At 72.7% G+C, this 21989-nt stretch carries 18 protein-coding genes; 15 read left to right on the forward strand and 3 right to left on the reverse strand.

Annotated features, from left to right (window positions below; translation table 11 throughout):
* Positions 1 to 52: 52 nt before the first annotated feature.
* Complete coding sequence (locus tag AB5J54_RS32010; protein WP_369147393.1) at positions 53 to 1039, reverse strand: Gfo/Idh/MocA family oxidoreductase; 987 nt, start codon at positions 1037 to 1039, stop codon at positions 53 to 55.
* 154 nt (positions 1040 to 1193) lie between these two features.
* Here AB5J54_RS32010 and AB5J54_RS32015 point away from each other — a divergent pair, with 154 nt between their 5' ends.
* The 7 genes from AB5J54_RS32015 (at position 1194) to AB5J54_RS32045 (ending at position 7627) form a co-directional block, all read left to right on the forward strand.
* Entirely contained in the window at positions 1194 to 1913 is a 720-nt protein-coding gene (locus AB5J54_RS32015) for a GntR family transcriptional regulator (protein ID WP_369149522.1), read from the forward strand.
* 88 nt (positions 1914 to 2001) lie between these two features.
* Positions 2002 to 3021, forward strand: coding sequence for a sugar ABC transporter substrate-binding protein (locus AB5J54_RS32020; protein ID WP_369147394.1), 1020 nt, complete (start codon positions 2002 to 2004; stop codon positions 3019 to 3021).
* Positions 3018 to 4073 (forward strand): ABC transporter permease, encoded by a 1056-nt coding sequence (locus AB5J54_RS32025; protein WP_369147395.1) that lies wholly within the window; start codon positions 3018 to 3020, stop codon positions 4071 to 4073. Before AB5J54_RS32020 ends, AB5J54_RS32025 begins: the two co-directional genes overlap by 4 nt.
* A complete protein-coding gene (locus AB5J54_RS32030; protein WP_369147396.1) occupies positions 4070 to 4864 on the forward strand; it encodes an ATP-binding cassette domain-containing protein in 795 nt (264 codons plus the stop codon). Before AB5J54_RS32025 ends, AB5J54_RS32030 begins: the two co-directional genes overlap by 4 nt.
* 57 nt (positions 4865 to 4921) lie before the next feature.
* Positions 4922 to 6097: an ROK family glucokinase gene (locus AB5J54_RS32035; RefSeq protein ID WP_369147397.1), complete on the forward strand. Its 1176-nt coding sequence runs from the start codon at positions 4922 to 4924 to the stop codon at positions 6095 to 6097.
* A complete protein-coding gene (locus tag AB5J54_RS32040; protein WP_369147398.1) occupies positions 6094 to 6672 on the forward strand; it encodes a hypothetical protein in 579 nt (192 codons plus the stop codon). The genes AB5J54_RS32035 and AB5J54_RS32040 overlap by 4 nt, the downstream gene beginning before the upstream one ends.
* Positions 6673 to 6850: 178 nt before the next feature.
* On the forward strand, positions 6851 to 7627 hold the full coding sequence (locus tag AB5J54_RS32045) for a YhjD/YihY/BrkB family envelope integrity protein (RefSeq protein WP_369147399.1): 777 nt from the start codon (positions 6851 to 6853) through the stop codon (positions 7625 to 7627).
* 10 nt (positions 7628 to 7637) lie between these two features.
* Here AB5J54_RS32045 and AB5J54_RS32050 read toward each other — a convergent pair whose 3' ends face one another.
* A complete protein-coding gene (locus AB5J54_RS32050; protein ID WP_369147400.1) occupies positions 7638 to 9878 on the reverse strand; it encodes an MMPL family transporter in 2241 nt (746 codons plus the stop codon).
* A 379-nt stretch (positions 9879 to 10257) separates the two neighbouring features.
* On the opposite strand from AB5J54_RS32050, the gene AB5J54_RS32055 reads away from it, so the two are divergent.
* The 8 genes from AB5J54_RS32055 (at position 10258) to AB5J54_RS32090 (ending at position 20205) form a co-directional block, all read left to right on the forward strand.
* On the forward strand, positions 10258 to 10575 hold the full coding sequence (locus AB5J54_RS32055) for a trypco2 family protein (protein ID WP_369147401.1): 318 nt from the start codon (positions 10258 to 10260) through the stop codon (positions 10573 to 10575).
* Position 10576: 1 nt separating this feature from the next.
* Positions 10577 to 12739 (forward strand): trypsin-like peptidase domain-containing protein, encoded by a 2163-nt coding sequence (locus tag AB5J54_RS32060; protein WP_369147402.1) that lies wholly within the window; start codon positions 10577 to 10579, stop codon positions 12737 to 12739.
* Positions 12736 to 13725 (forward strand): AAA family ATPase, encoded by a 990-nt coding sequence (locus AB5J54_RS32065; RefSeq protein WP_369147403.1) that lies wholly within the window; start codon positions 12736 to 12738, stop codon positions 13723 to 13725. Before AB5J54_RS32060 ends, AB5J54_RS32065 begins: the two co-directional genes overlap by 4 nt.
* 16 nt (positions 13726 to 13741) lie before the next feature.
* Complete coding sequence (locus AB5J54_RS32070) at positions 13742 to 16918, forward strand: tetratricopeptide repeat protein (protein ID WP_369147404.1); 3177 nt, start codon at positions 13742 to 13744, stop codon at positions 16916 to 16918.
* Between the two features lie 50 nt (positions 16919 to 16968).
* The gene (locus AB5J54_RS32075) at positions 16969 to 18219 is read left to right on the forward strand and encodes an alpha/beta fold hydrolase (RefSeq protein ID WP_369147405.1); all 1251 of its coding nucleotides are present in this window, start codon (positions 16969 to 16971) and stop codon (positions 18217 to 18219) included.
* A gap of 9 nt (positions 18220 to 18228) precedes the next feature.
* Positions 18229 to 18861, forward strand: a complete 633-nt coding sequence (locus AB5J54_RS32080; RefSeq protein ID WP_369147406.1) for an MBL fold metallo-hydrolase — start codon at positions 18229 to 18231, stop codon at positions 18859 to 18861.
* A 39-nt stretch (positions 18862 to 18900) separates the two neighbouring features.
* Positions 18901 to 19680 carry an exodeoxyribonuclease III gene (locus tag AB5J54_RS32085; RefSeq protein WP_369147407.1) on the forward strand — a complete coding sequence of 260 codons (780 nt, stop codon included), beginning with the start codon at positions 18901 to 18903 and terminating at the stop codon, positions 19678 to 19680.
* A gap of 81 nt (positions 19681 to 19761) precedes the next feature.
* Positions 19762 to 20205 carry a DUF6278 family protein gene (locus AB5J54_RS32090; RefSeq protein WP_369147408.1) on the forward strand — a complete coding sequence of 148 codons (444 nt, stop codon included), beginning with the start codon at positions 19762 to 19764 and terminating at the stop codon, positions 20203 to 20205.
* 8 nt (positions 20206 to 20213) lie between these two features.
* Here AB5J54_RS32090 and AB5J54_RS32095 read toward each other — a convergent pair whose 3' ends face one another.
* Positions 20214 to 21761, reverse strand: coding sequence for a CocE/NonD family hydrolase (locus AB5J54_RS32095; RefSeq protein ID WP_369147409.1), 1548 nt, complete (start codon positions 21759 to 21761; stop codon positions 20214 to 20216).
* Between the last annotated feature and the right edge of the window lie 228 nt (positions 21762 to 21989).

The raw sequence follows: 21989 nt of genomic DNA on the forward strand, positions 1-21989 counted from the left end.
GGACCGGCTCCGGCCCGAGCCCCGGACCGGAACCGGCCGCCCGGCCCGAGCCCTAGACCGGAACCGGCCGCCGCTCCCGCCGCGACCGTTCGCACGCCTCCGCGATCCGGAGCGCCGCCAGGGCCTCCCGGCCGTCGCACGGGTTGGGTGCCTCGCCGCGCACCAGGCGGACGAAGGCGTCCAGCTCCGCCTCGTACGCGGGGGCGAACCGCTCCAGGAAGCCGGGCCAGGGCTTGCCCGGCGGGGGAGGGCCCTGCGCCTCCACCGAGGCGAGCGGGGACCGGTCGTCCAGGCCCACCACGATCTGGTCCCGCTCGCCCGCCAGCTCCATGCGGACGTCGTACCCGGCGCCGTTGCACCGGGTCGCGGTCGCCGTCACCAGCGTGCCGTCGTCCAGGGTGAGGAGCGCGGCGGCCGAGGACACGTCCCCCGCCTCCCGGAACATCGCCGGGCCCCCGTCCGAGCCCGTCGCGTACACCTCGACGACCTCCCGCCCGGTCACCCAGCGGATGATGTCGAAGTCGTGCACGAGACAGTCGCGGAAGAGGCCGCCGGAGAGCGGCAGGTACGCGGCGGGCGGCGGCTCCGGGTCCGAGGTGACCGCCCGCACGGTGTGCAGCCGGCCGAGCCGCCCCGAGCGCACCGCCTCGCGCGCCGCCCGGTAGCCCGCGTCGAAGCGGCGCATGAACCCCAGCTGGAGCACCGTGCCCGCCGCCGTCACCGCGTCGAGCGCGGCCGTCGTCCCCGGCACGTCCAGGGCGATCGGCTTCTCGCAGAAGGCCGGCAGGCCCGCCCCGGCGGCGCGGGCGATCAGCTCCGCGTGCGCGGCCGTCGCCGAGGCGATCACGACGGCGTCCAGGGCGTGCCCGAGCAGCGCGTCCACGTCCGGCGCCGCCTCCGCCCCGAGCGCCCCCGCGACCCCGGCCGCCCGGACGGCGTCCGCGTCCGCCACGACCAGCGACTCGACCTCCGGATGCCGGGCCAGCACACCCGCGTGGAAGCTCCCGATCCGTCCCGTACCGATCAGTCCGATGCGCATGGCCCCACCGTGGAGCCGGGCGTGCCCGGTGTCAAGGATTTGTCAGGACAACCGGACGTCACGACTTCCCGTCATGAGCTTCCTGTCATGAGTGACCCCGGGCTACGCTCCCCCCGTGCCCAAGCAGTCCGGCTCCCGCCTGCCCCCGCTCTCCGTGGACCGCAGCAGCCCGGTCCCGCTCTACTTCCAGCTCGCCCAGCAGCTGGAGAGCGCCGTGGAGAACGGGACGCTCGCCCCGGGCACCCTCCTCGGCAACGAGATCGACCTCGCCACCCGTCTGGGCCTCTCCCGGCCCACCGTCCGCCAGGCCATCCAGACCCTCGTCGACAAGGGCCTCCTGGTCCGCCGCCGGGGCGTCGGCACCCAGGTCGTGCACAGCAGGGTCCGGCGCCCGATGGAGCTCAGCAGCCTGTACGACGACCTCGCCGCCGCCGGTCAGCGCCCCGCCACCCGGGTCCTGGTCAACCGCCTCGAACCCGCCGCGGGACCGGTCGCGGCCGCCCTCGGCGTACCGGAGGGCACGCAGGTCCACTACCTGGAGCGGCTCCGTACCGCGCACGGCGAGCCCATGGCGTACCTGTGCAACCACCTGCCCGCCGGCCTCGTCGAGCCCGACACCGAGCAGCTGGAGACCACCGGCCTCTACCGCATGCTCCGCTCCGCCGCGCTCACCCTGCACAGCGCCCGGCAGGCCGTCGGCGCCCGCGCCGCGACCGCCGAGGAGGCCGCGCTGCTCGACGAGCCGGAGGGCGCGCCGCTGCTCACCATGGAGCGCGTCACCTTCGACGACACCGGACGCGCCGTCGAGTACGGCTCCCACCTCTACCGGGCCACCCGCTACTCCTTCGAGTTCCAGCTGATGGTCCGTCCGTAGCCGCTCGAGGGGGCCCCTGACCAGTGCCTAGACCCGCATGACCGATACTGCAATGCACGCAGAAGGACACAAAGGAGGGCACGGCCTCGTGACCAGGCTTCGGACAGGAGGGGTACGCGCCGCAGTCGGCGCCGTGCTCGCCCTCGCACTCACCGCGGCGCTCGCCGGGTGCAGCAGCACCGGCGGAAAGCGGGCGGAGGACGCCCGCAAGGCGGCCGAGGCCCAGGGCAGGGCGGCCGTCGACACCCCCCGGTGGACCTTCGCCATGGTGACCCACTCGGGCGACGGCGACACCTTCTGGGACATCGTCCAGAAGGGCGCCAAGCAGGCCGCCGCGAAGGACAACATCAACTTCCTGTACGCGCACAACGACGAGGCCCAGCAGCAGGCGCAGCTGATCGACTCGTACGTCGCCAAGGGCGTCGACGGACTGATCGTCACCCTCGCCAAGCCCGACGCGATGAAGGCCGCCGTGGAGAAGGCCGTCAAGGCCGGCATCCCGGTGATCACCGTGAACTCGGGCGCCGAGCAGTCCCAGGCCTACGGGGCGCTCACCCACATCGGCCAGGACGAGACCGTCGCCGGCGAGGCCGTCGGCGAGGAGCTCGACAAGCGCGGGAGGAAGAAGGCCCTCTGCGTCCTGCACGAGCAGGGCAACGTCGGCCACGAGCAGCGCTGCGCCGGTGTGAAGAAGACCTTCGGCGGCGAGATGGTCAACCTGTACGTCGACGGCACCAACATGCCCGACGTCAAGGCCTCCATCGAGGCCAAGCTCCAGTCCGACAAGGACGTCGACGCCGTCGTCACCCTCGGCGCCCCCTTCGCCGACACCGCCGTCCAGGCCGTGAAGGGCGCCGGCAGCAAGGCGGAGGTCGACACCTTCGACCTCAACGCCAAGGTCGCCACCGCCCTGGAGGCCGGCACCCTCGGCTTCGCCGTCGACCAGCAGCCCTACCTCCAGGGCTACGAGGCCGTCGACCTGCTCTGGCTCTACCGCTACAACGCCGACGTCCTCGGCGGCGGCAAGCCGGTCCTGACCGGCCCCCAGATCATCACCAAGGACCAGGCCGCCGCGCTGAAGCAGTACGCGGATCGGGGCACCCGATGAGCTCCTCCGCCCCGCCGTCGGACGGAGTCGACCACGTCGACGAACGACTGCTTCGCACGACCCCGCTGAAGAAGCTGCTCGCCCGGCCCGAGCTCGGCTCGGTCGTCGGCGCGTTCGCCGTCTTCGTCTTCTTCGCGGTGGTCGCCGACAGCTTCCTGAACCCCTCCAGCCTCGGCACCGTCCTCTACGCGGCCTCCACCATCGGCATCATGGCCGTCCCGGTCGCCCTGCTGATGATCGGCGGCGAGTTCGACCTCTCCGCCGGTGTCCTGGTCACCAGCTCCGCGCTGGTCTCCTCGATGTTCAGCTACCAGATGACCGCGAACGTCTGGGTCGGCGTCGGCGTCTCGCTGCTCGTCACCCTGGCGATCGGCGTCTTCAACGGCTTCATGCTGACCCGCACCAAGCTGCCCAGCTTCATCATCACGCTCGGCACCTTCCTCATGCTGACCGGCCTGAACCTCGGCCTCACCAAGCTGATCAGCGGCACCGTCTCCACCAAGAGCATCGCCGACATGGAGGGCTTCCCCTCCGCCCGCAAGCTCTTCGCCTCGGAGGCGACGATCGGCGGCGTCGAGTTCAAGGTCACCATCCTGTGGTGGTTCGGCCTCGTCGCCCTCGCCACCTGGATCCTGCTCCGCACCCGCTTCGGCAACTGGATCTTCGCCGTCGGCGGCGGCGCCGACGCGGCCCGCGCCGTCGGCGTCCCCGTCCACCGCACGAAGATCGGCCTCTACATGGCCGTCGCCTTCTGCGCCTGGATCTCCGGCCAGCACCTGCTCTTCTCCTTCGACGTCGTCCAGTCCGGCGAAGGAGTCGGAAACGAGCTGATCTACATCATCGCGGCCGTCATCGGCGGCTGTCTGATCACCGGCGGGTACGGCTCGGCCATCGGCTCGGCCGTCGGCGCCCTCATCTTCGGCATGACCAGCAAGGGCATCGTGTACGCCGAGTGGAACCCCGACTGGTTCAAGTTCTTCCTGGGAGCGATGCTCCTCCTGGCGACCCTGCTGAACGCCTGGATCCGCAAGCGCGTGGAGGCGACCAAGTGACGACCGACACCGCCCCTCTCGTCCAGCTCGACGACGTCAGCAAGTACTACGGCAACATCCGCGCCCTCGAAGGGGTCTCCCTGGAGGTCCGCGCGGGCGAGATCTCCTGCGTCCTCGGCGACAACGGCGCCGGCAAGTCCACCCTCATCAAGATCGTCGCCGGCCTCCACCGGCACGACGCCGGAACCTTCCGCATCGAGGGCGAGGAGGTCGCCCTCAGCAACCCGCGCGACGCCCTCGACCGGGGCATCGCCACCGTCTACCAGGACCTCGCCGTCGTCCCCCTCATGCCGGTCTGGCGGAACTTCTTCCTCGGCTCCGAGCCCACCAGGGGATCGGGACCCTTCAAGCGGCTCGACGTCGGCCTGATGCGGTCCACCACCCGCGAGGCGCTGCTCCGCATGGGCATCGACCTCCGGGACGTCGACCAGCCGATCGGCACCCTCTCCGGCGGCGAGCGCCAGTGCGTGGCCATCGCCCGCGCCGTCCACTTCGGCGCCAAGGTCCTCGTCCTCGACGAGCCGACCGCCGCGCTCGGCGTCAAGCAGTCCGGGGTCGTCCTGAAGTACGTCGCCGCCGCCCGCGACCAGGGCCTCGGCGTGGTTCTCATCACGCACAACCCGCACCACGCGTATCTCGTCGGCGACCGTTTCGTCCTCCTCAAGCGGGGCGTCATGGCCGCGAGCCACACCAAGGACTCCGTCACCCTCGACGAGTTGACCCGGCAGATGGCCGGCGGCAGCGAGCTGGAGGACCTGCGGCACGAGCTGGAGCGGCCGACCGGCACGTGACCGGCCGCCGCGCCACGTAACGGCCCCTTGACACCCCACCTGGCAGAATCGGAGCCGATGAGTACCTACCGTGACCTCGCCCACCGGGGAGCCGCCCGCGGGACCGTGCTGCGCACCGTCGGGAGCCGGGAGCGGCGCTCCCACCTGACGGCGCCCCGGGTGCCGACCGTCGGCATCGACATCGGCGGTACGAAGGTGATGGCCGGCGTCGTCGACGCCGACGGCAACATCCTGGAGAAGCTCCGCACGGAGACCCCGGACAAGTCCAAGAGCCCCAAGGTCGTCGAGGACACCATCGTCGAGCTGGTCCTGGACCTCTCCGACCGGCACGATGTGCACGCGGTCGGCATCGGCGCGGCCGGCTGGGTCGACGCCGACCGGGCCCGGGTGCTGTTCGCCCCGCACCTCGCCTGGCGCAACGAGCCCCTCCGCGACGCCCTCCAGGGCCGCCTCGCCGTCCCCGTCATGGTCGACAACGACGCGAACACCGCCGCCTGGGCCGAGTGGCGCTTCGGCGCCGGACGCGGCGAGGACCACCTCGTCATGATCACCCTGGGTACCGGCATCGGCGGCGCCATCCTGGAGGACGGCCAGGTCAAGCGGGGCAAGTTCGGCGTCGCCGGAGAGTTCGGCCATATGCAGGTCGTCCCCGGCGGCCACCGCTGCGCCTGCGGCAACCGCGGCTGCTGGGAGCAGTACAGCTCGGGGAACGCGCTGGTCCGCGAGGCCCGCGAGCTGGCCGCCGCCGACTCCCCGGTCGCGTACGAGATCATCGAGCGGGTCAAGGGGAACGTCCCCGACATCACCGGCCCCCTGATCACCGAGCTCGCCCGCGAGGGCGACGCCATGTGCGTGGAGCTCTTCCAGGACATCGGCCAGTGGCTCGGCGTCGGCATCGCCAACCTGGCCGCCGCCCTCGACCCCTCCTGCTTCGTCATCGGCGGAGGCGTCTCCGCCGCCGACGACCTGCTCATCGGCCCCGCGAGGGACGCCTTCCGCCGCCACCTGACCGGCCGCGGCTACCGTCCCGAGGCCCGTATCACCCGCGCCCAGCTCGGCCCCGAGGCCGGCATGGTCGGCGCCGCCGACCTCGCCCGGCTCGTCGCCCGCCGCTTCCGCCGCGCCAACCGGCGCCGCGTCGAGCGGTACGAACGGTACGAGCGCTACGCCCAGGCCCTGCGCAACGGGACCTCGGGCCGGGCCGCACGCACCCCCGAGGACCCCTCTTCATGACCGTGCCCCACCAGTCCGCCCCGCCCCGCCCCCCGCAGGACAAGTTGCCCGAGGACCGCCGGCACATGATCCGCCGCCGCTGGCTGACGGCGGTCATCATCGTGCTCCTCGTCGGCATCCCCGCCGGCTACCTGGTCATCTCCGCGGGCCAGAGCCGTGACAGCGGCCGCGACAAGGAGCGCGAGTCCTCGGCGGCCGGTCTCCAGTCCAACTGGCCCTCGCTGATGAAGCGCCGGGTCTTCGAGGTCCCGATCCCCGCCGGGGCCTGGGACGTCGCCTATTACGAGACCAGCAACTGGAAGACCAGCCGGCTGTACGTCCAGTTCGCGACGACCGCCGGCGGCCTCGACGCCTTCCTCGCGGAGTCCGGGACCTCGCGCTCCGCGCTCACCTCGGGCCGGATCACGGTCGGCGAGCGCGACGCCGACATCGCGGGCTGGACCTTCGCCGACGGCGGGACCTGGGCGGGCACCACGGTGACCCGCGAGAAGCCCCGCCCCCACACCGCGATCACCGTGGACCTCACCGACCCGGCCTTCCCCCGCGTGTACGCGGTCTCCACCACCAGCCCCTGACGCCACCAGCCCCTGACGTCCCCGCCTCTGACGTCCCCCTGAGGAAGCGTCCGGCTCGCGCGGACGCGCGGGTAGGCGTCCAATGGCGGGACGGGCCGGTCGCGGTCGGGAGGGAGGCGGGATGTCGTGGGCGACCCGGGTGCGGAGCATCCGGACCGGAGCCGAGAGGCGCTTTCCCGTGCTCACGGAACTGACCAGCCGGCTGGTGAGCGGGAACCTCCTGGACGCGGGCACGCGGCTCGCGGCCCAGGCCTTCCTCGCCGCCGTGCCGCTCCTCTTCGCCCTCGCCGCCTTCGCCCCGCTCGCGGTCCGCGACCAGCTGGGCGAGTCCCTCCGCGTCATGTTCGGCTTGTCCGGGGCGTCCGACCAGCAGGTCCAGAAGGTCCTGGACCAGACCACGTCCGAAGAGGTGCGGGAGACCACCGGCATCGTCGGCGCGGTGGTCGCCCTGGTGTCGGCCACCAGCTTCAGCCGCGCCATGGCCCGGGTGTGCGAGCGGGCCTGGGGGCTGCCCAAGGCGGGGACCCGGATCGCGGCCTGGCGGTGGGCGGTGTGGCTGCTCGCCCTCGTCGTGGTGGTGTTCCTCCAGGCCCCCATCCGCGACGGCTTCGGGGCCGGCGGCTGGCTGGGCCTGCCGCTGTACTTCCTGGTCAGCACGGGAGTGTGGCTGTGGACCCAGCACCTCCTGCTCGCCAAGCGGGTGGCCTGGCTGCCGCTGCTGCCCGGCGCCGTCCTGGCGGGCACCGCCTCGACGGTCCTCGGCATCACCGCCCGCCTCTACATGCCGGGCGCCCTCAACCGGGCCCTGGGCGAGTACGGCTCGCTGGGCCTGGTCCTGACGATGCTGTCCTGGCTGATCGTGGTCTGTGCCGCGATCACCTTCGCCTTCACGATCGGCGCCGTCCTGGCCCAGGAACCCCCGCTCGACCGGTACCTGGGCACGGACCGGGAGTGACCCGGGCGGGTCAGCACACGAAGTGCTGCTCGCGTACGGAGCGTCCCGAGGGGATCTCCGGTCCCCGCGACAGGTTCTCGCCCTCGACGTCGATGTCCGGCAGGATCCGGTCGAGCCACTTGGGCAGCCACCAGGCGGACCTGCCGAGCAGGGCGAACAGGGCGGGCACGATGGTCATGCGGACGAGGAACGCGTCGAAGAGGACGGCCGCGGCGAGACCGAAACCGATCATCTTGACGAAGTCGTTGTCCTCGACGATGAAGCCGGAGAAGACGCTGGTCATGATGATCGCGGCCGCGCTGACGACCCGGCCGCCGTACCGGAAGCCGGTGACGACCGCCTCGCCGGGGCGGGCGCCGTGGACGTACGCCTCGCGCATCCGGGAGACCAGGAAGACCTCGTAGTCCATCGCGAGGCCGAACACGACACCGATCATGAAGATCGGCAGGGTGCTCATGACCGGGCCGGGCTGGTCGACGCCGACGAGGTCCGCGAGCCATCCCCACTGGAAGACGGCGACGACGGCGCCGAGGGCCGCGCTGACGGACAGGAGGAAGCCGAGGGCCGCCTTGAGGGGGACGAGGACGGAGCGGAAGACCAGCATCAGCAGGAGGAAGGCGAGGCCGACGACCAGGGCGAGATAGGGGAGGAGCGCGTCGTCCAGGGTCTGCGAGAAGTCGATGAACATCGCGGTCTGCCCGGCGACCAGGATCTCCGTCGCGCCCGTCCGCCGCTCAGCGCCCTCCGCCGTCGCACGCAGGGAGCGCACGAGATCCTCGGTCCTGGTGTCCGTGGGGCCGGTGGCGGGGACGACGGTGACGAGGGCGGTGTCGCCCGAGGCGTTCGTGGTGGCGGGGGAGACGCCCGCGACCCCGGGGACCCCCTCCAGGGTCGTACGGACCTGCGCGGCGGCCTTCTTCGCGTCCTTCGCCGAGACGATGACCGTCAGCGGTCCGTTGAAGCCGGGGCCGAAGGAGTCGGACAGCAGGTCGTACGCCTTGCGCTGGGTGGTGTGCGGGGCCATTGAGCCCTCGCCCGGCAGGCCCAGTTCGAGACTCGCGGCGGGTACGGCGGCGGCGCCCAGGCTCACGACACCGAGGAGGAGCACGGCGACGGGGTGGCGCAGGACGAATCCGGCCCAGCGGGCGCCGAGGTGGGGCTTGGTGCGGGCCGCGCGCTTGTCGGCCCCGCGCTGCTGACGCCGGGACAGCGGCTTGCCGGTGTACTGCTTCCGCTCCCGGCGGGCGAGCACCCGGACGGGGGCGAAGCCGAGCAGCGCCGGTACGAAGGTGAGGGCGACGAGTACGGCCACGGCGACCGTACCGGCGGCGGTGAGGCCCATCTTGGTGAGCATGGGGACGTCGACCACCGCGAGTCCCGACAGGGCGATGATCACGGTGAGGCCGGCGAAGACGACGGCCGAGCCGGCGGTGCCCACGGCCCGCGAGGCGGCCTCCGAGCGCTCGCGGCCCTCGGCGATCTCGGAGCGGTAGCGGGAGACGATGAACAGGGCGTAGTCGATGCCGACGGCGAGGCCGATCATCATCGCGAGCGTCGAGGTGGTGGACGACAGACCGAGGGTGGCGCCGAGCGCGGTGATGGCGCTGATGCCGATGCCGACGCCGATCATGGCCGTGAGCAGGGGCATTCCGGCGGCGATCAGGGACCCGAAGGTGAGGAGCAGGACGATGGCGGAGACGAGGATGCCCAGCTTCTCGCCCGTACCGCTCATGGCCTGTTCGATCTCGACGGCGTCGCCGCCCGCCTCGACGGCGAGTCCCGCGGCCCTGGCCCGCTCCATCGCGTGGGTGAGGCCCTCGTGCGCCGCGTCGGTGAGCTCGGTGGCCTTCACCTTGTACGTGACGTACGCGTACGCGGTCGTACGGTCGCCGCTCACCGCGTTCGCCGCGAACGGGTCGGCCACGACGGCGACTTGAGGCGCCTTGGCCAGCTCGGCGACGAGCCGCTCGACCTGTGCCCTGCGGGCGGGGGAGGTGAGCTTCTCGGCGCCGGGGGCGCGGACGACGACGCGGGCGGCGGCACCGTCCGCGCGGGCGTCGGGGAACTTCTCCTGGAGGAGGTCGAAGGCCCTCTGCGACTCGGTGCCCGGCATCGAGAAGGTGTCTGCGGGCGGGGCGGCGGCGGTGGAGGCCGCGAAGCCCGCCCCGAAGAGGGCCAGGAGCCAGAGGAGGACGACCAGGCCGCGCCTGCGGAAGGCGAAGCGGCCCACTCGGGAGAGGAAGGTGGCCATCGTGGAGAAGTCCTGTCGGTAGGGAGATCGTGCCGCCGATGGCACCACTGGTGCCATGCGTGGCGTCACGCGGAAAGACGGGAGATGTGCGGGGCCTAGGCCCCTCGAAGAAGGAGAGTGGCATCAAAATGGCGCCACGGCAAGTCACTGTGGCGCCAGGTGGCGTCATGGGGTGCCACGGGATGCCGGGGGAGGGTGCGTGGAGGACGACGAAGCCCCACCGGAGAGCCGGGGCTCCGGTGGGGCTTCGTGGGGTGGACGGCAACTGCCGCTGGCTGATTGTCTCCAGGCCGGTTTGAGCCGTCCCCCGTTCGCTGTAACGTACCGCTGACCCAGTCCGACGGACTGTCCGAGGGTTGAAGCGGGGGAGCTGCCGGAGATGTCGACGATCGGTCTGGCCGCGGCCATCGAGGAGTTGCGGCAGGAGCTGTACGAGGCGCAGAGGACCGGCGCCGGCCAGCAGTTCGCCTTCGGCGTCGAGGAGGCGGAGCTGGAGCTCCTGCTCGAACTGCGCCAGTCCGCGAAGGGGGAAGGAAAGCTCTCCTTCGGTGTCGTCACGGCCGGCGCGGGCGGCGAGCGGACCACCGTACGCACCCACAAGCTCAAGCTCCGGCTCTCCGTCGCAGACAAGGCCGCCGGCGGCACCCGACCCGAGGTCAACGACGAGGAGACCGGGTCCTGGGACGACGAGGGCTGACGTGGATCCGGCCAGGCTGGCACTGATCCGCAGCGGTACCAAGGACGAGACCCGAAGCACCGGATCCGGCTATCTGATCGGCCCCCGCCTCGTGCTGACCGCCCGTCACGTCCTGGTGAACCGGGAGACCGGTGAGCTGTGGCCGAGGATCTCGGCGCGTATCGGCCACTTCGAGAACGGCCCGTCGCACACCGTCAGGGCCGAGCTGCTGTGGACCCCCGCGGACGACCTCGACGTCGCACTGCTCCGTGTCGACCACGCCACGGACACGCCCGGCGTCGTCTGGGGCCGGCCCGCCGGCCGGGTGCCACTGCCGTACCAGGGCCTCGGCTACCCGAAGGCCGCCGCCGCCGACCGGCGCGAGGCCGAATACCTGCGGGGCACGCTCGCGCCGCTCTCCGGCTCCGGCCGGCACTACGTGCTCGACCAGGGGCCCGCTCCCGTTCCCGGCACGGACGGCGGGAACGCCTGGGGCGGGGCGTCCGGCGCCGCGGTCTTCTGCGGCGACGTGCTCGTCGGCGTCGTCGTCCAGGAACCCGCGGCCTACGGCGCCAGGAGGCTGCTCGCCGTCCCCGCGCACTCCTTCGTCCAGGACCGCGACTTCCTCGACCACCTCGCCCGGCACGCGTGCGCCTCCCCCGAACTGGTCACGATCGGGGTGCCCGCGCCGCGCGCCGCACCCGGTACCGAGCGCACGCCCACCGAACGCACCCTGGAGAAGCTGCTCCTCCCGCTCTTCACCGACCCGGCCGCCCGCACCGCCTACGCGCGCGAACTGGCCGGCGAACTCGGCTACGACACGGACGACTACGCCCCCACCACCGCCGACCTCGTGGCGCTCCTCCAGGCCCACCCCCGCGCCCATGCCGCACTCGGTCAGGCCCTCGCCCCGCGCGTCGCCGACCCGGCGTTCCGCTCCCGCCTCACCGCCTTCCTCACCCAGGCACGGGCCCTCGGCTGCGGGCCCCTGCTCTCGCCCGCCGAGTTCGACGAACTCCTCCAGCTCCTCGCCGAGATCCGCCGCGAACAGCCCGCCCTGCTGCACCTGGCCGCCCACGACGCACTGCCGTACGCCGTGCTGCCCGACGGCCTCGCCCGCCCCCGGATCGAGGAGGACGAGCTCGGCCCCACGATCGAGGCACTGGAGGAACTGCCCGACGGGGAGCGCGTCCCCGACGGCAGCCCGCCCGTCCCCGCCCTGCTCCGCCTCGTGGAGTACGTGGGAGCCTCCGTCGACGGCGAACGACAGCACCGGCTGCGCGCCTGGTCGCAGCAGACGGCCGACCGCATCGGCATCCACGTCGACGCCCTCAGGGAGCGGCGCGGGGACGCCGCCCAGTGGGCGAAGCGACGCCGGAACTCGCTCGTCTCACGCGTGGTCATGGAACTGGAGCACAGCGGCACCGCGGACGGCGACCGGTACCGGTGCCGCATCCGGCTCGACCGCGCCGACGGCACCCGACGGATCCTCAAGGACCCCTCGTCGGAGCCCAAGACACCGCAGCAGGCCGCCCGCGCCCTCGCCGAGGCGGTCAGCGCCGCACGGCAGGAGCCCGGCCAGGGCGACCACGTGCCCTGGGTGACCGTCGTCGTCGACCGGCACGGCCTCCACCTGGCCGTCGACGAATGGGAGCCCGGCGCACCCGAGGACCTCCTCCCCTCCTGGCCCATCGGAGCGGACTACCAGGTCTCCTTCAGCTGCCCGGAGTTCGACCGGATCGCCGCCGACCGGGCCCAGGACCAGGAACGACGCTGGAAGAAGGGCCGGACCGCGGTCCTCGTCACCGGCCCGGCCTGCGGCGACTCCAGGAAGCTGATGCACCTGCTCCGCACCGAGCACCGCGACACCGCCCGGGCCGTCCTCCACGGCCCCGCCGACCAGCGCCAGTCGTGGCTCCAGGTCTGCCTCGCCCTCGGCGTCCCGGTCGTGCTGTGGGACCGCGACGCCACCGGCTACGAGGACGCCGAGCGGCTCGGCGAGCTGGCGCCGGCCGGCGAGCTCGACGGACTCGCCGAGCGGGTACGCGTCTTCCGCAGCCACACCGCCGCCCACCCCGAGGAACGCCGGGCGCGCCCCTCACTCGTCTGGGAACCCGACAGCTCCCACCCGAGGACCGAGCAGCTCCACCTGAGGGACCCCTGGAGAGGAACCCACGCGTCATGACCACCTCACAGCAGCCGGCCGCCACGAGCACCGAAGGAGACGGCTGGCACCTCTTCCACGGAGACGGCGAGCGCCGCGACGTCGTCTTCCCCGAAGCACCCCCGTGGCGCCGCTTCGGCCGACCGGAGTCCAGCACCGGCGACAAGGTCCCCCACCCCCGCCCGTACCTCATCGGCCCCGACGAGGTCGAAGTGGTCAACGCCGCCCTGCACCTGCGCCGGCCCCTCCTCGTCACCGGGCAGCCCGGCACCGGCAAGTCCTCCCTCGCCCACGCCATCGCCCACGAACTCAGGCTCGGCCGCGTCCTGCAATGGCCGGTGAACAGCCGCTCCACCCTGCAGGACGCCCTCTACCAGTACGACGCCGTCGGCAGGCTCCGCGAGGCGACCCTGCCGCGCGATGCCGACGGCACGGAACCCGACATCGGCCAGTACATCCAGCTCGGCCCCCTCGGCAACGCCCTCGCACACCGGGAAGGCCCGCGGGTCCTCCTCGTCGACGAACTCGACAAGGGCGACGTCGACCTCCCCAACGACCTGCTGACCGTCTTCGAGGAGGGCGAGTTCGTCATCCCCGAGCTCGCCCGGCTGCCCAGGAACCACGCCCCCGTCCACGTACAGACCGACGACCCCGACAGGCCCACCCCCGTCGAGCGCGGCCACATCCGCTGTGCCGAGTTCCCCGTCGTCGTCATCACCAGCAACGGCGAACGCGAGTTCCCGGCCGCCTTCCTGCGCCGCTGCATCCGCCTCGACCTCCCCGAACCCGACGAGCAGCGGCTGCGGGACATCGTCGCCGCCCACCTCGGGGACACGGCCCTCGCGGAGGTGGACGACCTCCTGGAGACCTTCCTCGAACGCCGTGCCGCCGGCGAGCTCGCCACCGACCAGCTCCTCAACGCAGTCTTCCTCCGCAAGGGCGGCGTGAACCTCGAAGCGGGCGCCCTGCTCCAGGCCGTCCTGCACCGGCTCGGCGGAGCCCTGTGACGCCGTGATCACCCGCGTGACGAAACTCCTGGCCGAGAGCGGGGCCGACCTGTCCCGGGAAGAGCTCCTCGACGCCCTGTGGCTGGCCGAGAAGCTGCCACGGGGCGCCGGGCCCCTGGCACGAGCCGTGGCGCGGAGCGAGGCGTCCCGCCGCGACGGGGCCTCGGCGCCGCGGCCGCCCGGGACGCCGGACAACCCGGACCCGGAGCCCCCGTCCGCCGATCCGCACCGGCCGCCCGCCGCACACCCGCTGCTGGCAGCCGCGGCGGGGGACCGGTCCGCAGGGGACGGAACCGTGGTCCTGACCCCGGCCCACCCCGTCGGCGTCCCCGACCGCCACTCCCTCGGCCCCGGCCGGCTCCAGCTGGAGAAATCCCTGCGGCCGCTCCGACAGCGCTTCCCCGACCGCCGCCGCCATGTCCTCGACGTCCCGCGCACCGTCACCGCCATGGCCGAGACGGGGGTGCCCGAGACCGTCACCCGCCCGCTGCGCACCCGCTGGCTCACCCTCGCCATCGTCGTCGACGACGACGTCTCCATGGTCCTGTGGCAGCGCCTCGCGGCGGACGTCCGCGCCCTGATGGAACGCGCCGGATCGTTCCGTGACGTCCGGGTCCACGGCCTCGACACCCGCGGCGGCACCCCGACCCTGCGGAGCAGCCCGTACCGCCACCGCACCCGCCCCGAGTCGGTGAAGTCCCTGTGCGACCCGACGGGGAACACCCTCGTCCTGGTCGTCAGCGACGGCGTGGGCGAGGCCTGGCGGGACGGCGGGATGCGGCGGGTCATGGAGCGGTGGGCCCGGTCCGGACCCACCGCGATCATGCACGCCCTGCCGACCCGGCTGTGGGCGAGCACGGGGATCACGGCGCGGCCCTGGCAGGTCACCACGACCGGCCGCGGCGGCCCCACGCGGGCCTGGCACGTCACCGACCCCGACCTGCCGCCGGAACTCGTCCGCTTCGACTCCGTCCCCGTCCCGGTCCTCGAACCGACGCCGGCGGCCGTCGGCGACTGGGCCCGGCTCGTCGCCGCGCCGGGCGGCACGGCGCTCCTGCCGCTGTGGGACGCGGACCGGACCGACCCCCGACCGGCCGCCGCCGCCCCGGGGCGACCCGACAGCGTGGGCGTCGAGGCGGTCCTCCGCTTCAAGGAGGCCGCGTCCCCCGAGGCATACCGGCTCGCGGCCCACGTGGCGGCGGTGGCCCCCGTCACGCCCCCGGTCATGCGCCTGGTCCAGGCCGCCGTCGGCGCCCCTACGGACCCGGGACACCTGACGGAGGTGTTCCTGGGCGGCCTGATGCACGAGGTCGACGCCACGGCCGTGCCGGACCGCCTGCCCCACCTCCGCCGCTACGACTTCGACCCGGAGGCGCGCCGAGCCCTCCTGAGCGCGGTCCCGCCGAAGGAACTCCTGCACACCGCCGAGTCCGTCACCCGCCGCATCGAATCCGCCATCGGCCGGGCCTCGGTCTTCCCCGCCTGGGTCGGCCACCCGGACGGCGTGGCGGTCGTCGAGGACACGGGACGGTCGTTCGGCTGGATCCGCACGCAGGTGCTGACGCGGCTGGGGATCCCGCCCGCGGCGGAGGACGATCCGGAGGTGCCCGGGGCACGGAACCTCGACGCCCCGCCCACCGACACCCCGGTCGCCTCCCAGGAGCTGCCCGAGCCTTTCTCCCCGGAGGAGGTCCTCGCGGCACGTGAGCGGCTTCTGGGCCCGGAGCACCCGGAGACCCTGGCCGCCCGTGCCGACCTCGGCTCCTTCCTCAGACAGGCGGGCCGGATCGTCGAGGCGATCGCGCTGCAGGAGCGGGTGGTCGACGAATGTGAGCGCGTCCTGGGCCCGGACCATCCCGACACCCTCACCGCGCGCGCGGCGCTCGGCTACTCGTTCTACGAGATGGGGCGGACCGACGAGGCCATCGCCCTGGAGGAGCAGGTCGTCGTCGATCGTGAGCGGGTGCTGGGCCCGGATGATCCCGGCACCCTCACCGCCCGCTCCGACCTCGCCTTCTCCTACGGCCGGGCCGGGCGGACCGGCGAGGCCACGGCGCTGCAGGAGCGGGTGGTCGCCGATCGTGAGCGGGTCCTGGGCCCGGAGCATCCCGACACCCTGGATGCCCGTTCCAACCTGGCGTTCTCCTTGAGGCAGGCGGGGCGGCTCGGTGAGGCCATCGCCCTGGAGGAGCAGGTCATCTCCGACTCCGAGCGGCTCCTGGGTCCCGAGCATCCCGACACCCTGGATGCCCGTTCCAACCTGGCGTTCTCCTTCAAGCAGGCGGGGCGGACCGACGAGGCCATCGCCCTGCAGGAGCACGTCCTCGCCGTCTCCGAGCGGGTGCTGGGAACCGAGCACATCGACACCCTCGCCGCCCGCGCCGACCTCGCCTTCTCCTTCAGACAAGCCGGGCGGATCGAGGAGGCCATCGCTCTGGACGAGCAGGTCGTCGCCGTCTCCGAGCGGATTCTGGGCCCGGAGCATCCCGACACCTTGGACGCCCGTTCCAACCTCGCGTTCTCCTACAGCCAGGCAGGGCGGACCGGTCACGCCATCCTGCTGCAGGAGCGGGTGGTCGCCGACAGCGTGCGGGCCCTGGGCGCGGACCATCCCGACACCCTCACCGCGCGTGCCGCCCTCGCCGTCTCCTTCAGGGAGGCGGGGCGGATCGACGAGGCCATCGCTCTGCAGGAGCGGGTGGTCGACGACTGTGAGCGGGTTCTGGGCCCCGACCATCCCGACACCCTCACCGTGCGTGCCGCCCTCGCCTACTCCCTCTACGAGATGGGGCGGATCGACGAGGCCATCGTCCTGGAGGAGCAGGTCCTCGCCGCCCGTGAGCGGGTCCTGGGCCCGGGCCATCCCGTCACCCTCGTCGCCCGCTCGAACCTCGCCGTCACCTACCGGCAGGCGGGCCGGATCGACGAGGCCATCGTGCTGCAGGAACAGGTCCTCGCGGATCGAGAGCGGGTCCTGGGAGCGGAGCACCCTGACACGATGACCTCCCGCTCGAACCTCGCGTTCTGCTTCCGGCAGGCGGGCCGGAAGATCGAGGCCATCGCCCTGCAGGAGCGGGTTCTCGCGGATCGAGAGCGGGTTCTGGGTCCGAAGCACCCCAGCACCCTGAGCGCCCGCGTCACCCTCGCGTCCTTCCACGGCCCCACGGCGCCGACCGGCGAGACGCCGTCCTGACGAGTGACCCGGCGGCGGGAGCTGCCCGAAGAGATGAGAGGGTCTTGCGGGTGAGTGAGACAGCGACGAACACCCTGCAATACCGTGTCGACGGGCGCGAGGACGCCCCGGTCCTGGTCCTGGGGCCGTCCCTCGGTACCACCTTCCACATGTGGGACCGGCAGATACCGGAGCTCACCCGTGACTGGCGGGTCGTCCGGTTCGATCTTCCGGGGCACGGGGGCGCGCCCGCGGAGCCCTTCACCTCCGTCGCCGAGCTCGGCGACCGGCTCCTCGCCACGCTCGACGAGCTCGGCGTCCAGCGGTTCGGCTACGCCGGCTGTTCCCTCGGCGGTGCCGTCGGACTCGACCTCGCCCTCCGCGCGCCCCACCGGGTCGCCTCGCTCGCCCTGGTCGCCACCTCGCCCCGGTTCGGCACCGCCGACGAGTTCCGGCAGCGGGGGGTGATCGTGCGGGCGAACGGTCTCGAGCCGATGGCCAGGACGGCGCCCGAGCAGTGGTTCACCCCGCTCTTCGCCGGCGCGCAGCCCGCCATCGTCGACTGGGCCGTCCAGATGGTCCGGACGACCGACCCGGCCTGCTACATCGCCGCCTGCGAGGCCCTCGCCGTCTTCGACGTCCGTGAGGCCCTGGGCAGCATCGGCATCCCCGCCCTCGTCCTCGTCGGCTCCGAGGACCAGGTCACCGGCCCCGCCGAGGCCCGCACCCTGGTCGCCGGGATCGCCGACGCCCGGCTCGCCGTCGTGCCCGGCGCCTCGCACCTCGCCCCGGTCGAGCAGCCCGCCGCCGTGACCGACCTGCTGACCGAGCACTTCTCGGGGATCGTCCCGGAGACCAGCGGCACCTTGACCGTGCCTCCGCCGCCCGTCCCCGTCGCCGAGCCCGCACCGGCCGCCCCCGAAGCCGAGCCCGCCGAGGCCGGCCGGCCCGACCCGTACGAGCGGGGGCTCGGGCTGCGCCGCGAGGTCCTCGGCGACGCCCATGTCGACCAGGCCCTCGCCGAGGACCCCGACGGCGCCTTCCAGGAGCTCGTCACCCGCTACGCCTGGGGCGAGGTCTGGAGCCGCGAGGGGCTCGACCGGCGCACCCGCAGCGTCGTCACCCTCACCGCCCTCATCGCCGGCGGCCACCGCGAGGCCCTCGCCGACCACACCCGCGCCGCCCTGCGCAACGGCCTCTCGCCGGAGGAGCTGCGCGAGATCGTCCTCCACGCGGGCGCGTACTGCGGGTTCCCGGCCGCCGAGACGGCGCTGCGGGTGGTCACCCGCGTCATCGCGGAGGAGACCACGCCCCCGGCGTAGCCTGGGCCCGTGAAGCTGACGAAGAAGTCCCACGCCTGCGTGCGGCTGGAGAAGGACGGCCGCACGCTCGTCCTCGACCCCGGCATGTTCACCGAGGAGGACGCCGGCCTCGGAGCCGACGCGCTGCTCGTCACCCACGAGCACCCCGACCACTTCGACGAGGGCCGGCTGCGGGCCGCCCTGGAGGCCAACGAGGCCGCCGAGATCTGGACGCTGCGCAGCGTCGCCGAGCGGATCTCGGCCGCCTTCCCGGGGCGGGTGCACACCGTCGGGCACGGCGACACCTTCACGGCGGCCGGCTTCGACGTCCAGGTCCACGGCGAGCTGCACGCGGTGATCCACCCGGACATCCCGCGCATCACCAACGTGGGCTACCTCGTCGACGGCGCCGTCTTCCACCCCGGCGACGCGCTCACCGTGCCCGACCACCCCGTGGACACGCTGCTGCTGCCCGTCATGGCCCCCTGGAACAAGATCTCCGAGGTCATCGACTACGTGCGCGAGGTCAAGCCGCGCCGCGCGTACGACATCCACGACGCCCTGCTCACCGATCTCGCCCGACCCATCTACGACCGGCAGATCGGCGAGCTGGGCGGCACGGCCCACGCGCGCCTGGCCTCCGGCGCCTCCGCCGAGCTCTGAAACCGCGCACTGTCACACCCCGCCAGTAGGCTTGCGCCCATGCGCATCGCCACCTGGAACGTCAATTCGATCACCGCCCGGCTGCCCCGGCTCCTGGCCTGGCTGGAGAGCAGCGGCACCGACGTGCTGTGCATCCAGGAGACCAAGTGCACCGCCGAGCAGTTCCCCACCGAGGAGCTGCGCGCCCTGGGCTACGAGTCGGTGGTCAACGCCACCGGGCGGTGGAACGGCGTGGCCCTGGTCTCCCGGGTCGGCCTCGCGGACGTGGTCACCGGCCTGCCCGGCGGCCCGGAGTACGACGGGATGGAGGAGCCCCGGGCGATCTCCGCGACCTGCGGCCCGGTCCGCGTCTGGTCGGTGTACGTGCCGAACGGCCGCGAGGTGGCCCACGAGCACTACGCGTACAAGCTGCGCTGGCTGGAGGCGCTGAAGGCGGCCGTCGCGGAGGACGCGTCGGGCGAGCGCCCCTTCGCGGTCCTCGGCGACTACAACATCGCCCCGACCGACGAGGACGTCTGGGACATCGCCGTCTTCGAGGGCGCCACGCATGTGACGGAGCCGGAGCGGGCCGCGCTCGCCGGGCTCCGCGAGACCGGTCTCGCCGACGTGGTCCCGCGGCCCCTCAAGTACGACCACCCCTTCACGTACTGGGACTACCGCCAGCTCTGCTTCCCGAAGAACAAGGGCATGCGGATCGACCTGGTCTACGGCAACAAGCCGTTCGCCGAGGCGGTCTCCGACAGCTATGTCGACCGCGAGGAGCGGAAGGGCAAGGGCGCCTCGGACCACGCGCCCGTCGTCGTCGACCTCGACGTCTGAGCGGATCCTCCGGTGCGGCCGCGGAGATCATCTCCGCGCGCCGGGTGGTCGACCGGGAGGTGGCGGTGCGAGGCTGTTCGGATGAACATCCCGTTTCTGGACAACTGGCGCAAGCGACATGAGCCCGAGCCGGCCGACTCCCCCCTGGCCGCGGCCTTCGACCGCGACCCGGAGGGAGTGGCCGAGCTCCTCTCCGAGTGCGAGCTGCTGCGTTCCCGTGTCGAGGAGGCCGGGGTGGCACTGGACGACACCCCGCGCTCCCTCCAGGAGCTCGACCAGCTGCCGCCCCGCTGGCGAAACGATCCGGAAGAGCTCCCCTGGTTCGGGAACGACGCCGGTCTCTACCTCGGCACCGTGATCGTCCGGAACGTGCCGGGCGCCCGGTGGCAGGTGTGGCCCGGCGGCGGCCCCGTCGTGCGGCTCGCCTCCGGCCGGGAGATCCAGGTCGTCGAGGCCGGTCTCGACTGGGCGATCACGGGCGCGCCGCAGCTCTCCCAGGTGTACGCGGAGGCCTCCGAGTACTGAGTCCGCGATCACTCCGCCCGCAGCGGGACCGACACGTACGACGGGTCGGTCGTGGGGGAGGAGAAGGTCAGCTGCGCGCCGGTCGGGTTGTGCTCGATGTAGAGCGGGTCGACGGTGTCGACGACCAGGGCGAGCCGGTGCCCGGCCGGGACGTCGTAGGCCGTGGAGAACAGCTCCAGATCGACGCCGAACGGCTGCCCCGGGGTGCGGTCGTGGAAGGTGTACGGGGCGTTGCTGACGAGCTTGCCGACCCCGAGCGGGCCCACGTCGTAGAGGTACGCGACGAAAGTGCCGCTCTCCTTGGTGGAGCTGACCGTGGTGTGCAGCTTCACCGTGCCGCGCACCCGCTGCGGACTGTCGTACCGCTCCGACTGCCAGACGCCCGCGAAGGCGCGGGGGAGGAGGGGTATCGAGGCGATCGGCGGAGCCTGGAAGAACTGGTCCAGGAGGTTGGAGAGCATCACGACCCCGCCGTTGGCGCCCGAGTCGACATCGGCCCAGATCCGCTGCGTACCGCCGAGGTCGAACTTCCGCCGGTTCGCGTCGAGGGACTTCCAGTCGGGGTAGCCCTCGTAGCCGGCGTCGGACCGCGGCTTGAGCTGGACGGGCTGCTCGCGGTCGATGCCGTTGTCGGCGCCCTTGAGGTAGTGGTCGAACCAGCGGTGGGCGCTGGTCCAGGTGTCGTTGGGCAGCCCGAGGAGGCCGGTGGCCTCGGCGGTGGCGTGGTCGCCCGGACGGAACTCCAGGCGCTTGGGGCCGGTGAGCTTCTCGTAGAAGCCCGCGTACTGGTTGGGCGGGAAGATGGTGTCGCCCCAGGCGTTGCCCAGCATGATCGCGGCGCCGTTGGCGTTGATCCGGTCGAGCTGCTCGACGGCGGACCGCTTGCGGCCCCAGGCGATCATGTCCTCCTCCTTGGCCAGGTTGGAGGAGAGGAAGTCGCCCAGGATCTCCTTGAGTTCGGGCCCCGGGCGGCCGGTGAGATAGCCCGCGCCGCCGAGCAGGGCGGCGGCCTGGATGTGCTGGGTGCGGCCGCTGTAGATGGACTCGATGAGGTCGGCCCAGCCGCTGAGCGCCGCGACGGCCTTGATGCGCGGGTCGTTCGCGGCGGCGAGCAGGCTGATCCCCGCGCCGTACGAGACTCCCGCCATGCCCACGTGGGCGGGGTCGGACGGGGTGTTCGCGAGGGCCCAGTCGATCACCTTGGAGGCGTCGGCGACGTCCTTGGGGCCCGCCGTCTCGATCTCCCCGCCGGACTGCCAGAAGCCGCGCGAGTTGTAACTCACCACGACGTAGCCGGAGTCGGCGAGCTTCTGGGCCTGGGCGAGGTACTCGACCTGGGGCATGGCCCAGCTGGTGGGAAGCACGATCAGGGGGTGACGGGCGCCCGCGTCGGCTCCCGCCGGGGTGACGACGTTCGCCTTGAGGACGGTGCCGCCGTCTCCGGCGATGTCGACGAAGCGGATGGGGGTGTCGGCGGCCTGGGCTGTCGGGGCGAGCCCGAGGGCCGTCCCGGCCACGAGGGCGGCCGAGACGGCGAGGACCAGGGATGTGCGCACGGGGCACTCCTCACTGGGGGCACTGTTGGGGGCAGTGAAGTGAAAGTGACCCGACGGTAACCGGGGTGCTTTACCCGTGGTAACTGGTCGGCAAGTTACGTGCGGGTAACGATTGGTGTGCCAGCCTGGAGGGTGGTGGGCAGTCCTCCCGCCTGTCGGGGAGGTGGCGCACCGCCGCAGGAGCCTGTGAAGTTGGGTGGGGCGGTCTTCAGTGTGGCGACTTGTCGC

The sequence above is a fragment of the Streptomyces sp. R44 genome, assembly GCF_041053105.1.
In the GTDB taxonomy this organism is placed as follows: Bacteria; Actinomycetota; Actinomycetes; order Streptomycetales; family Streptomycetaceae; genus Streptomyces.